The 11,809-nt window shown below is 37.5% G+C and carries 11 protein-coding genes; 3 read left to right on the top strand and 8 right to left on the bottom strand.

Annotated elements, in window-relative coordinates:
• The 4 genes from BEN71_RS06775 to BEN71_RS06760 are packed head-to-tail and all read right to left on the bottom strand — an operon-like array spanning position 1 to position 3,573.
• The gene (locus BEN71_RS06775) at positions 1 to 1,209 is read right to left on the bottom strand and encodes an efflux RND transporter periplasmic adaptor subunit (RefSeq protein WP_068973989.1); all 1,209 of its coding nucleotides are present in this window, start codon (positions 1,207 to 1,209) and stop codon (positions 1 to 3) included.
• Positions 1,210 to 1,223: 14 nt separating this feature from the next.
• Positions 1,224 to 1,571 carry a DUF3325 domain-containing protein gene (locus BEN71_RS06770; RefSeq protein WP_068973988.1) on the bottom strand — a complete coding sequence of 116 codons (348 nt, stop codon included), beginning with the start codon at positions 1,569 to 1,571 and terminating at the stop codon, positions 1,224 to 1,226.
• The gene (locus BEN71_RS06765; RefSeq protein WP_068973987.1) at positions 1,568 to 3,265 is read right to left on the bottom strand and encodes a PepSY-associated TM helix domain-containing protein; all 1,698 of its coding nucleotides are present in this window, start codon (positions 3,263 to 3,265) and stop codon (positions 1,568 to 1,570) included. The genes BEN71_RS06770 and BEN71_RS06765 overlap by 4 nt, the downstream gene beginning before the upstream one ends.
• Positions 3,262 to 3,573, bottom strand: coding sequence for a hypothetical protein (locus tag BEN71_RS06760; protein WP_068973986.1), 312 nt, complete (start codon positions 3,571 to 3,573; stop codon positions 3,262 to 3,264). Before BEN71_RS06760 ends, BEN71_RS06765 begins: the two co-directional genes overlap by 4 nt.
• A gap of 218 nt (positions 3,574 to 3,791) precedes the next feature.
• Here BEN71_RS06760 and BEN71_RS06755 point away from each other — a divergent pair, with 218 nt between their 5' ends.
• From BEN71_RS06755 to BEN71_RS06745, 3 genes are all read left to right on the top strand, one after another.
• A complete protein-coding gene (locus BEN71_RS06755; RefSeq protein ID WP_068973985.1) occupies positions 3,792 to 4,298 on the top strand; it encodes a sigma-70 family RNA polymerase sigma factor in 507 nt (168 codons plus the stop codon).
• Between the two features lie 13 nt (positions 4,299 to 4,311).
• A complete protein-coding gene (locus BEN71_RS06750) occupies positions 4,312 to 5,265 on the top strand; it encodes a FecR domain-containing protein (protein WP_068973984.1) in 954 nt (317 codons plus the stop codon).
• Between the two features lie 136 nt (positions 5,266 to 5,401).
• Positions 5,402 to 7,918 carry a TonB-dependent siderophore receptor gene (locus BEN71_RS06745; protein ID WP_068973983.1) on the top strand — a complete coding sequence of 839 codons (2,517 nt, stop codon included), beginning with the start codon at positions 5,402 to 5,404 and terminating at the stop codon, positions 7,916 to 7,918.
• A gap of 189 nt (positions 7,919 to 8,107) precedes the next feature.
• Here BEN71_RS06745 and modB read toward each other — a convergent pair whose 3' ends face one another.
• Genes modB through moaCB form a run of 4 tightly spaced genes read right to left on the bottom strand, consistent with a single transcriptional unit; the run spans position 8,108 to position 11,772 of the window.
• Positions 8,108 to 8,803 (bottom strand): molybdate ABC transporter permease subunit, encoded by a 696-nt coding sequence (gene modB / locus BEN71_RS06740; RefSeq protein ID WP_068973982.1) that lies wholly within the window; start codon positions 8,801 to 8,803, stop codon positions 8,108 to 8,110.
• Between the two features lie 17 nt (positions 8,804 to 8,820).
• Positions 8,821 to 9,582 (bottom strand): molybdate ABC transporter substrate-binding protein, encoded by a 762-nt coding sequence (gene modA / locus BEN71_RS06735; protein ID WP_068973981.1) that lies wholly within the window; start codon positions 9,580 to 9,582, stop codon positions 8,821 to 8,823.
• 40 nt (positions 9,583 to 9,622) lie between these two features.
• Entirely contained in the window at positions 9,623 to 10,849 is a 1,227-nt protein-coding gene (locus BEN71_RS06730) for a molybdopterin molybdotransferase MoeA (protein ID WP_068973980.1), read from the bottom strand.
• On the bottom strand, positions 10,849 to 11,772 hold the full coding sequence (moaCB, locus tag BEN71_RS06725; RefSeq protein WP_068973979.1) for a bifunctional molybdenum cofactor biosynthesis protein MoaC/MoaB: 924 nt from the start codon (positions 11,770 to 11,772) through the stop codon (positions 10,849 to 10,851). Before moaCB ends, BEN71_RS06730 begins: the two co-directional genes overlap by 1 nt.
• Between the last annotated feature and the right edge of the window lie 37 nt (positions 11,773 to 11,809).

The raw sequence follows: 11,809 nt of genomic DNA, 5'->3' as shown, positions 1-11,809 counted from the left end.
TTATCCAGTAGCAGATTCCGTTACAGGACGATGTTTTTGCTCATCAGAAATAATTTGAACTTCTTTACCATCTGAAAGTCGGTCAATTCCCTCAAGTACCACTTTTTCAGTACCGTCTAAACCTGCTAAAACTTCGAACTGACCATTACTACTTAGACCCAATTTTAGGCTTCTAACCTCAGCTTTATGGTCTTTGTTGATGATATAAACATACGTGCCTTTTGCACCATACTGCACAGCATCACTCGGAATACTGACAGCATTCTGAATGGTCTGTGCATTTAAACGAACATTGACAAATTGATTTGGAAATAAGCGATCATCACGATTATCAAATGTCGCCTTTAGCTTTAAAGTCCCTGTACTAACATCTATTTGATTGTCCAAAGCTTGCACATGACCCACTGCGAGCTGCTGCTGTTCAGCTTTGTCCCATGCACTGACTTTGACCTGTTGACCTGATTTTAAGGTTTCACGTAATCCTGCGAGATGATTCTCAGCGATGGCAAATTGCACATAGATCGGGTGAACTTGCGTGATGGTCACCAAAGCAGTGCTTTCATTGGCTTGAATCAAGTTTCCTACATCTTTTTGCTTAAAACCAACACGTCCCTCAATCGGTGAATAAATTTTGCTATACGACAATTGTAGTTTTGCTGCATCAACCTGTGCACGATTGGATTGGATTTGCCCTTTAAGCTGATTTACCAAAGCTTGCTGTTGTTCAACTTGTTGCTTTGCAATAGAATCTTGCTTAAATAATAATTGATAACGACTAAGCTCATTTTCTGCACTTTGCAGTTGTGCAAGATTTTGCTGTCTTGTACCCTCAGTCTGTGCCAAAGCCACTGTAAATGGTGCAGGATCAATTTGAGCAAGCAATTGCCCTTTTTTCACCCATTGCCCCTCTTTAAAATGAACCTGTTGCAATACCCCTGAAACTTGACTTTGCACATTCACAGTATGGACAGGGACAACGGTACCAATGGCTTTAATTTCAACATCTAAGTTATTGCGCTGTACAGGGACGATACGTACAGGAACAGGCTTACTCCATTGGCTATATTCTTCTTTGGGTTTATTGGAGACTTTTTTCCAATACACCCCCCCAATAATCAAAACAATCAATAAAGAAAAGCCAATCCCATATTTCAATTTTCGACCGAAAGAATGATGCTTCTTTGTTACATCTACCGTTGAATCACTCATAAAAACTCACTCATTTACAGTCGAAAAAATTGCAATCCAATCACAATCAAAAAAGCCATACTTGATAAATTTAAATTCAATCGTGCTTGATAAGATTGAATAAAGACGATGATGCCAGCGATGAGCGTAATCACACCAAACCATGCAGCAATGCCTATAGAGATTCCCCATGCCCAGATACAGTGCAATAATGAAAGTGCTAGAAAACTCCATCCCAAAACTTTGATGATCTGATTTTTTTTCAAAGACAATGGTGCTTTTAAAACCAATTTTGCATTGCGTTCCATTGAAAGATTCAAAGCGAATAATCCGAGGTAACTTAGAAATATCGTAGTTAAAATATTGATCGACACAATGCTCATGACAACTCCTCTGAACGCGGAATTTCAGTCACATCATCTGTCTGAGCAACACGTGGTTTTTTGGCTTTTTTAACAACAGGTTTTAAAATAGAATCCCGCTTACTCCACACGCGATAACTTGCCCACGCCAAGATGACCCCGAGGAAAATAAATCCCAAATCTATACTGGCTAAAGCGAAATCTTGATGACGCAGTGATACAACCAAATGACGATCTGTCGTAATAAAATTAAGGATAGGCAACAATAAATAAGCCAAAGCAGCAAAAGCCAATATCTCAATCCAAGCTCGGACAATGGGTCGACTCAAGGCATAAACAAAACTCAACAATAACGTGATATATAAGCAATGCACTTCCCAATTGGCACGGTTAGCAAATTCGCTAGGAATCAAACGATTTGCCCAAAAATATACCGCGATGGCAAGAGGTAAACCTGCAATCATGGCAATATTTAAGCGTTCGACAAGTGCATGCCCAAAGCTCATTCGGTTTGACTTTAATTGTTTTGGTCGGCGTTTGACTGTCCACAGCACTAAACCTGTTGCAATCATGGCAGTGCCTAAAAGTCCTGTCAGCACATATAAAATACGTACAAATGGTGATGCAAATAAGCCCTCATGTAATCCCAGTACTGTTGTACCAAAGACCATTGGTGCTTTATCCTCATTGGACTTTTCCTGAACAATCTTTTGACCTGTATATAAATCAAAACTTAAAGATGTTCGTTTTCTTGCAATCGTTTCACTACCCGTTTGGTAGAATTCAATTTTTGCAGGTGTTTTACCTTGATCAGGATAAAAATTTACCTGACTGATTTTACCAGCCCCGCCCCATTCATTTTGAGCGTTTGTGAGTAAAGGTTGAATAGGGACAAATTTTTGTTGTATTTCATCCATTGTTCGTGGAACAGCAGAATGCTCCTTATTAAAACGTGAATTTGTTGGATAAAGCTCAGCATAATAACGCTCTGTATTTTTCTCTCCCGCACCGTACACCATAGGGACGCCCAAAGGCATATAAGCATTGGCAAAGAAAATTAAACCGCTATAGGTGATCATGATATAAAAAGGTAAAGCAATCACACTAATGACATTGTGCGCATCCAACCAAGAGCGTTGACCTTTGGCGGGTCTAAAGGTAAAGAAATCTTTAAATATTTTTTTATGAGTAATAATGCCCGAAATAATGGCAACAAACATAAACATCGTACAAATGCCTACGATCTGAATACCCCAATCATAAGGAATATAGTGCAAAGCATAATGCATACGATAAAGTGTAAAACCACCACCCGTTTCACGTGGTTTAATTTGCTCTGAAACAGGTTGACCCGATGAAACATCAAGCACTTCTTTCTGATACTTACCCCGTTGTCCTTCCTCTTTTGGTGGCAAAGTCCAATTCACTGCAAATGCATCTGCACCACGTTGATTGGTTTGTAGGTTAATCCCCCAACGTTCAGCTGTTTGTGCTTCAGGATGATGCATTAAATACGCATAGGCTTTATCAACCTGTTCTTTTTCAGAAACCAATACATTGGACTGTAAAGGTTGTTCAGGCTGCATCCAGCGTGTCAATTCAATTTGAACATAACCTGCTGTGCCCGTTAAAAATACAAAAAACAAAACCCAACCAACAACTAAACCTGTCCATGTATGAAGCCAAGCCATACTTTGACGAAAGCCCTCTTTCATATACTCCCCCAAGTTTTTAAGGCACTCACGATACAACCAAGACTCAATAACAGACCAATGGATAAGCAGACTGTTTTCAAAGTACTTTTCATACTAAATACAGCCAAGATCAACACCAACCAAACAATAAAACTGAGCAAAAAACCTGTATATGTGGCAATTGCCTGTTGACTTGGAAAGAATAATCCCACCATAGCAACTGTTAAATTTGCCACACCAAAACCACCAAATACGGCAAGTAAAATGCGTATAAACACAGTAAATCGATAATGCTGTTGAGCATTGAGTTTGAAAGAATGGGATTTCATGACTAGACCACTAACATTGCAAACGTAATACAGTGATTACGCATCGTTACCTACTAAGACGGATGAGATAGATAAACAGCTCAAAATAAATGTTACTTTGTGTAAGTAATAATATTGCATTTAATAATGATTATCATTAAGATTCAACAAATATTTTTATTAAATTCTATTTCTTTACTTGAAATTGGATTTGATTGATTCTGTTTTAAGGCTATTCGATGAATTTAAATGTACATAAGCAGTTATGGTTTAGCCATGTTTATCAAGCACATCAAACGACTTTACTCTCTTGGTTTAAGCATAAACTTCAACATCATCATCAATCTGAAGATTTAAGTCAGGAAGTTTTTTATCGTGCTCTAAAAAGCCATTATCAACATGAAAATATTCAAGAACCCAAAGCATGGTTACTCGGCATTGCCAAACATGTCATTATTGATCATTGGCGTCATCAACAGGTTGAACGTTTATATTTAGAGGCATTAGCCCAATTGCCTGCTGAGTACTATCCATCTGCTGAACATGAAATCTGTATTAGAGAAACTTTATTTCAAGTCCATAAAGTCTTGGAAAAATTACCCGCACGAGCAACTCAAGTGTTTTTATTATCACAACTTGATGGTTTGACTTACAAAACCATTGCAGAACAGTTGCAAATTTCTGAAGCAACAGTAAAACGCGATATGAAGCTTGCTTTTCTTGCTTGTATAAGCTTACAACAATAATTTAAATTCACTTATGGCAAATCCAGAAAAACTATCCGAACAAGTTTTAGATGAAGCGACTGATTGGCTCGTAATTCTACATTCTGGAGAAGTCAATGATGAACAATATCAACAATTTGAACAATGGAAAAATCAAAAACCTGAAAATGCACTTGCCATTGAGCAAGTGCAAAAAATCATCTCAGGACTCAATGAACTACCCGTAAATTTAAAACATCAATCTTTTGCTCATTCAAAGAATGAATTTCATCAAACTTTAAAAAATAATACGTTATTGAGCATAATCGGTCTTTCTATGCTCACATTTTTTTTGTATCAATTACCTTGGTCAAAATGGCAAGCTGACTATCACACTGATATTGGTGAAATTAAGAATATTCCTTTAGAAGATGGTTCCCAACTTATACTCGCCAGCAATAGCTACATCAATGTCGAATACACAAAGCAATCACGGAAAATTAAACTTATTACAGGTGAAATTTATATAAAGACTGCAAAAGACGCTTACAAACGTCCTTTCTTCGTGAGCACTTCAAATGGCGAATTGGAAGCATTAGGTACTCAATTTACTGTACGGCAAGAAAAGGAGAAAACTAAATTAAATGTTTATGAACATGCTGTAGCCATTCACTCCTCTGAGCTTGCAAAAGAAAAAATAATCAAACAAGGATTTCGTGCTGTTTTTAATGCACAACATATATCTAATGCAATCCCTTTAAAAAATGACCAACCCTATTGGACTCAACATTTACTCGTCGTTGAAAACTGGTCTCTCAAAAAGGTTTTATACGAATTATATCGCTACCAGAAAGGTACTTACTATATAGATCAAAATATTGAAAATATTAAAATTTCAGGTGTATTTTCCTTAGTAAACATTGATCAAAGCCTTGAGACTATCGCTCATGCCAACGGTCTTAAATTAGAATTTTATAGTCCATATATACTCCATGTTGAAAAGTATTAGTTTGAACTTTGTTGATTGCTCAATAGCAATAAAAAATATCTTTTAAATTTCAAAACATATAAAAAAATCGTAAAACAATGAGCTCTTTTTTTTATTCATTCGACTAATAGATAAACATTCTTTCAGATGCAAATTTATGTCGAAATTTCAAGTAAAAACCACATTAGCTATTGCTATTCGGGCAGTTCTACTAAGTACTCCAGCACTTACATTAGGAGTACTATCAACCAGTGGATATGCAGCAACTACACAAACAGTCAAAGTAAACAAAAGCACACTTGACCAAGCTTTAAAACAGCTTGCGATTCAAACAGGAATAACGATTAGCTATGATGCACAAGCGTTTTCAAAAATAAATAGTAATGGATTACAGGGACAATATTCACCTGAACAAGCTTTAGAAAAGTTATTACAACCTGTCAATTTAGAAGCTGTTAGACTTGAAAATGGTGGTTTTAGTATTAAACCACATCACAAAATAGCCAGTGAAACTCAGCATTCCCAACTCAGCACAACTCAAGTAAATACAACAACTCAAGATCTGAACGTTTCCGCTAGTGAAGTTACACAATTACCCGCAATAATAGTCACGGCAAATCAAGAAAACCCATTAACGACAGAAGGGACTAAGTCATATACAGCCAAGGCAACAACAGCCTCAACAGGTTTAACACTGTCATTAAAAGAAACTCCACAATTAGTGAGTGTTGTTACTCGACAACAAATGGAAGATCAAAATCTTACTCAGCTCATGGATGTCGCCAATCAAGCCGCAGGATTAACCATTAAACAAGGGGGGAATATCGGCTCAGACAACTCTCCAATTTATGCACGAGGTCAAACTGTAGATAGTTATTTATTAGATGGTATAAAACTACTCAATTCATATTCCAGTATTTTTCAAAGCCAAGATACAGCACTTTTTGATCGAGTTGAAATTGTTCGTGGAGCGAATGGGTTGATGACTGGTGCAGGTACAGCCAGTGCAAGTATCAATATGGTACGCAAGAAACCATTAGAAGATTTTAAAGCATCTGTGAGTGCAAATGCCAGCTCATGGGATACATACCGTACTGATCTCGACGTCTCTAGCCCACTCAATAAAGAAGGTACAATCCGCGGACGTACAGTATTTGCATATCAAACAGGTGATTCATATATAGACCGTTATAGCGAGGAACGAAAAGTCGCTTATGGGGTTGTTGAAGCAGATTTGAATGATAGAACCAAAGCCAGCCTTGGCGTGAGTTATCAACAGATTGATATAGATGGCATTGCTCGTAGTGGTTTACCTACCTATTATACAGATGGGACAGCGATTAATTGGTCACGATCTGATTCAGCTGCCGCAAATTGGGCAACATCTGATCGCTCAACGACAGGCTATTTTGCCGATATTGAGCATCAGCTTAATGATAATTGGAAAATAAAAGGGGTTGCATCTCGTACCATTACCTCTTCTGATGAAATTGTCGGCTATGTATTTTCTGGTTCTGGAATAAATAAAGAAACTGGTGCTGGTAGTGTGCTTTATGCAACGCGTTGGGACTATAAACCTACCCAAGATTTATTCAATTTAACCGTGAATGGCTCATTTGATTTGTTGAATCAAACGCATGAAGTTGTTGTTGGAACTACTTATGCCAAAAGTAAAAATAAACGTCCTAGCTCAACGGGTTGGAATGTTAGCACTATAGATAATATTTTTACTTGGGATGGCTACAGCCCAGCTAAACCAGATTTAAAAACTAATGGCTGGTATAGTACGGATGAAAAAAGCCTTTCTGCATTTAGTGCTGCTCGTTTAAAACTAAGTGACCCACTTGCCATGATTATCGGTGCTCGATTTGATGATTGGGAACGAATTTCAAAAACTAATCCAGAAACTGGTGGCACAGCGACAAACAAAAAGCAAAAAGAAAATGAAATCATTCCTTATGTAGGGCTAACATACGATTTCACCCCAAATTGGACAGCTTATGCTAGCTATACCACTATTTTCTCACCACAAGATCGATATGATGTAAATGGAAATTTTATCGATCCATTGATTGGTAATAGTACTGAAATTGGGGTCAAAGGTGAATTTTTTGATAATCAGTTAAATATCGGTGCTGCAATCTACCAAACAAAAGAAGACAATAAAGCTATTTTAATTACTGGTGCACCGCAAATTACGCTACCGAATGGACAAAAAGTGTCGCCATATCGTGCTGAATCAGGTACAAAAAGCCGTGGGATTGAGTTAGAAGCTACTGGTAAACTTTCTGATTTATGGCAAATTTCAGCGAGTTTTACACGCAATATTTCCCAAGATAGTAAAGGTAACAACTTAAATAGTGATGTCCCAAATAATACAGCTAAATTATTTACTTCATATACATTACCACAGTTAGATGAGGCACTAACCGTAGGTGCTGGAATCCGTTGGCAAAGTGATATTTACACATATATCACACGTACTGATTCATTTAAATCTGAACAAGGGAGCTATGGCATAGTTGATTTAATGGCGCGTTATAAATTCAATGAAAATCTCACAGCAAATTTAAATGTTAATAACTTATTGAATGAGAAATATCATTTATCAACTTTAAATAGTTACTATGGTGCACCAACCAACTTTCAAGTAGGTATCAAATATAGTTGGTAAGATCATACGATTTTAATAATCTGCACACAAATGCTTGTTCATCTTCTTTTGATGAACAAGCTTATGAAAGGGAAAGTAAGTGAACTAATTATAACCATTTATTATTCAAAGAGTTTTAAACAATAAGAGTGTAATATAAATAAAAGAAATACATTCATTTTTTAGTCAATATTTAAAATATTCCCAATATTATCCATTTGGTTCATTTTTGTATTTGTGAAGAACAAGGTAATTAACAATCAAAGCTCCAAATGCCAAAATCAATGACAATATAACCAAACGCATTGCCATGATTTCCCCGTCAGGTTGTTGTAAAAATGAATAAATCGCAATGGGAATGGTACGGGTTTCATCAGGAATATTACCAATGAATGTTATCGTTGCGCCAAATTCACCAAGACTACGACTAAAACCTAAAATACAGCCCATCAAAATGCCTGGATATGCCAAAGGTAAGTATATTTTAAAGAATATTTGCCTGAAACTTGCACCTAAAGTTTGTGCAACTTCTTCCAAGTGCCGATCTGAAAGTTGAAATGCCAAGCGAATTGGTTGCACAAGTAAAGGAAAACCAACAATCATTGAAGTCAGTACTGCCCCTTTCCAATTAAATGCCAATTCAAAGCCCATTGCAGATAAATATCGTCCAATAAATCCTTGATTACCAAATAAAATCAATAAGAGATAACCCAAGACCACAGGCGGTAAAACCATCGGGAGTTGTAAAAAAGCTTCGACAATGACTTTAAATTTAAAATCATAACGCGCCAGAACCCATGCCAATGCAATAGCAAAAGGCAAACTAAATGCCGTTGCAAACAGCGCAACTTTTGCAGACAAATATAGTGCGCTGAATTCTTCGGGGCTAAGGCTAAATAGGTTCATCGATCAATTCGGCTGATTTATGGATTTACAATAAAACCATATTTCACAAAAATTGCTTTTGCCTGAGGATTGCGATGCACAAATTGATTAAATTGCTGTGCATCAGCATTTTTTTCACCTTGTTTGGTCAAAGCCATTGGATAAATAATCGGATGATGACTATTTTGTGGAAATGTCCCAATAATTTTAACTTTTTGACTGATTAAAGCATCGGTTTTATAGACGATTCCTACTTCACACTCACCTCTTTCTACAAATGCCAAAGCTGAACGTACATCGTCAGTTCCAACAATACGCCCCTTTAAGCTGTCCAACCAATTGAGTTTAATTAAGCTTTGTTTGGCATATTTTCCAACAGGTACAGATTCCATTTGCCCTGTACATAAACGTCCTTTAAAGGCTTGAGCAAAATTAAAATTGGGTTGTGCTTTGAATGAAATATTCAAGTTTTTCGGGCTGATCACCACCAATTGATTGCTTAATAATGGTTTGACCTGTTGCGCATGAATCATCTGCTTTTTGATTAAATAATTCATCCAGTCCACATCAGCAGAGAAAAACACATCACTTTTTGCACCTGCTTCAATTTGTTTGGCGAGCGCTGAAGATGCGCCAAAAACAGGGACAATATCGGTTTGAGGATGCTGTTTTTCATAGATTTCGACAATATCCGTCAGTGCATTGGTTAAACTTGCAGCAGCATAGACTTTAACGGTTTCAGCATGACTGAAGCCCACAAAAGAGATCAATCCACTCGCTAAAAGCATTTTTTTAATCATTGAATTTCCTCTTTTATTGTTCATCATCAATAAATTTGAATTAAATAAAAATACCTTGCACGATTTGCCCTGCTTGCATCTGTTCATGTGCTGGAATGCGTACGAGACTATTGGCATGCATCAAATTACTCAACATGTGAGATTGTTGTTTGCCTAAACTTTTTACTGTTAAATTTGCCTGTTCAAAATGGGCTGACATTCTCAGAAAACGCTCCCGTGTATCCGCTTTTAAATCATGACTGAGCCTTGCCTGAAACCATTGCGGGAGCTGTTTTTGACTTTGTAACGCATTTAATAATGTTGCCGTATAAATCTGCATACCCACATAGACAGCAGCAGGATTGCCCGGTAAACCCAACAAATAACAATGTGTTTGATCAACTTTGGATAGTTCGGCAAAAAACATAGGCTTACCTGGTTTCTGTTTGATTTTCCAGAAGATCTGTTCAAAGCCTAAATCTAAAGCCACAGGACGAATAAAATCATAATCACCAACAGAAATTCCGCCTGTGGTCAAAATTAATTGATAATTTTCAGTTAAATCATGTAGTAAGGTCTTTACTTCTTCCGCTGTATCTTGCACATGGAAAATATCGACCTGTTGGTTACGCTGTGCAAACCATGCTCGAATCAACGGCGCATTGGCATCAAAAATTTGACCTGATGCAAAATCCTCTATTGTTTCAGCCACTTCATCACCAGTGATCACCACAGCGATTCTAGGGTATTGATAAACCTTAACTTGTTGAATGCCAGCCATACTCAAGGCTGCAATTGCCCCAACAGAAAGTTGTTGTCCATGCTCTGCTAGACATTGCCCAATGGCAATTTCTTCGCCTACATCTCGCAGATCAGCATGTTGTTTTAATTGTTCTGTAATTTTAATTTGATTTGAATCAAGTAAATCTACGATTTCCTGCCGTGCAATCGTAGTTGTTCCTACAGGAATTTTTGTACCTGTAAAAATCCGCATGGCTTGACCTTGCTGCAAAAATAGATCGGTTGTTTGCCCTGCCCGAATTTCTCCAATCAATTCAAATACCGTATCTGCTTCAATCTCATCCCTTGCACAAATTGCATAACCATCCACCGCACTTTGTGAAAATAAGGGTAAATTGATCTGTGAGTAGACATTTTCAGCCAAATAAAAATTTAAAGCTTGTTGTAGTGGAATGCTTTCCACTGATAAAGCTTGGGTTTTTTCTACAATTAAATTCAAAGCTTGATCAACAGAAATTAAGCCGTGTTCTGCACCACATCCTGACATTATAAATATCCCCCTTGATGTGGAATATTCTTTTGTACATCAAATAGATGAACTAAAGCAGGTAAAACTGCAGTTAAAGATTCCAATGCACCTTGACGACTCCCTGGCAAAGTCATTACCAAACTATTTTCAATATAACCTGCCACGCCACGACTCAACGCAGCATAGGGTGTACGGCGTTGCCCAAAACTGCGAGAAGCTTCCATCAAACCGGGAATTTCACGTTTTAATAAAGGTTGAATGGTTTCTACAGTCAGATCTTTCGGTCCAAGTCCTGTACCCCCCACAGTTAAAATCAAGGGATAGTGATTTTTTTGTTGTTCGATTAACGCTAAAAGTTGCTCAGGTGAATCAGGAATGACCTGATAGGCAATATTGCTAAAATTGGCTTCCTGTAAAATCTCTAAAACATTCTGTCCTGCGGTATCCGGCTTTTTGCCTGCGGCAACAGTATCAGACAGTACAATCACCGAAGCCGATAGACTTTCTTTGAGGATACGAGTGAAATGTGACTTTCCACCCTTTTTCTTTTGTAATTGGATACCATCAAGCAATAAATCCTCAGGTTCGCAATGTGGCTTCAACATATCGTAAAGGGTTAATCCTGCCAAACTGACTGCTGTCAAAGCCTCCATTTCGACCCCTGTAGGTCCTATTGTTTCTACAGTAGCAATAATTTCGACATGCTTTTCAAACAGCTCATAGTCGACATCAGCTCGATAAATCGGTAAGGGATGACATAAAGGAATCAGTTCATCGGTTTTTTTCGCCCCCAAAATCCCTGCAATACGTGCTGTTTTGAGCGCATCGCCTTTTTCAGTATTACCATTGCGTAACAGTTCGATGCAATGTGACGGTGCATGTAAAATCCCTGTTGCCACTGCGGTACGGTAACTGTCTGCTTTCATGCCCACATTTTTCATTTCACATTCCTGTTTCTAATTTTAAAGATCATGGTTT

This window comes from Acinetobacter wuhouensis, assembly GCF_001696605.3.
Lineage (GTDB): Bacteria > Pseudomonadota > Gammaproteobacteria > Pseudomonadales > Moraxellaceae > Acinetobacter > Acinetobacter wuhouensis.
Note: the sequence above shows the minus strand (reverse complement) of the source record. Positions and strands in the feature narration are given on the sequence as shown.

What these genes read in the sequence shown, in the direction of transcription:
- BEN71_RS06770 (WP_068973988.1), bottom strand. Translation starts at nt 1,571, where the DNA reads ATGAGCATTGTGTCGATCAATATTTTAACTACGATATTTCTAAGTTAC.
- BEN71_RS06730 (WP_068973980.1), bottom strand. Translation starts at nt 10,849, where the DNA reads ATGTCAGGATGTGGTGCAGAACACGGCTTAATTTCTGTTGATCAAGCT.
- modB (WP_068973982.1), bottom strand. Translation starts at nt 8,803, where the DNA reads ATGAACCTATTTAGCCTTAGCCCCGAAGAATTCAGCGCACTATATTTG.
- BEN71_RS06755 (WP_068973985.1), top strand. Translation starts at nt 3,792, where the DNA reads ATGAATTTAAATGTACATAAGCAGTTATGGTTTAGCCATGTTTATCAA.
- BEN71_RS06745 (WP_068973983.1), top strand. Translation starts at nt 5,402, where the DNA reads ATGTCGAAATTTCAAGTAAAAACCACATTAGCTATTGCTATTCGGGCA.
- modA (WP_068973981.1), bottom strand. Translation starts at nt 9,582, where the DNA reads ATGATTAAAAAAATGCTTTTAGCGAGTGGATTGATCTCTTTTGTGGGC.
- BEN71_RS06775 (WP_068973989.1), bottom strand. Translation starts at nt 1,209, where the DNA reads ATGAGTGATTCAACGGTAGATGTAACAAAGAAGCATCATTCTTTCGGT.
- BEN71_RS06765 (WP_068973987.1), bottom strand. Translation starts at nt 3,265, where the DNA reads ATGAAAGAGGGCTTTCGTCAAAGTATGGCTTGGCTTCATACATGGACA.
- BEN71_RS06750 (WP_068973984.1), top strand. Translation starts at nt 4,312, where the DNA reads ATGGCAAATCCAGAAAAACTATCCGAACAAGTTTTAGATGAAGCGACT.
- moaCB (WP_068973979.1), bottom strand. Translation starts at nt 11,772, where the DNA reads ATGAAAAATGTGGGCATGAAAGCAGACAGTTACCGTACCGCAGTGGCA.
- BEN71_RS06760 (WP_068973986.1), bottom strand. Translation starts at nt 3,573, where the DNA reads ATGAAATCCCATTCTTTCAAACTCAATGCTCAACAGCATTATCGATTT.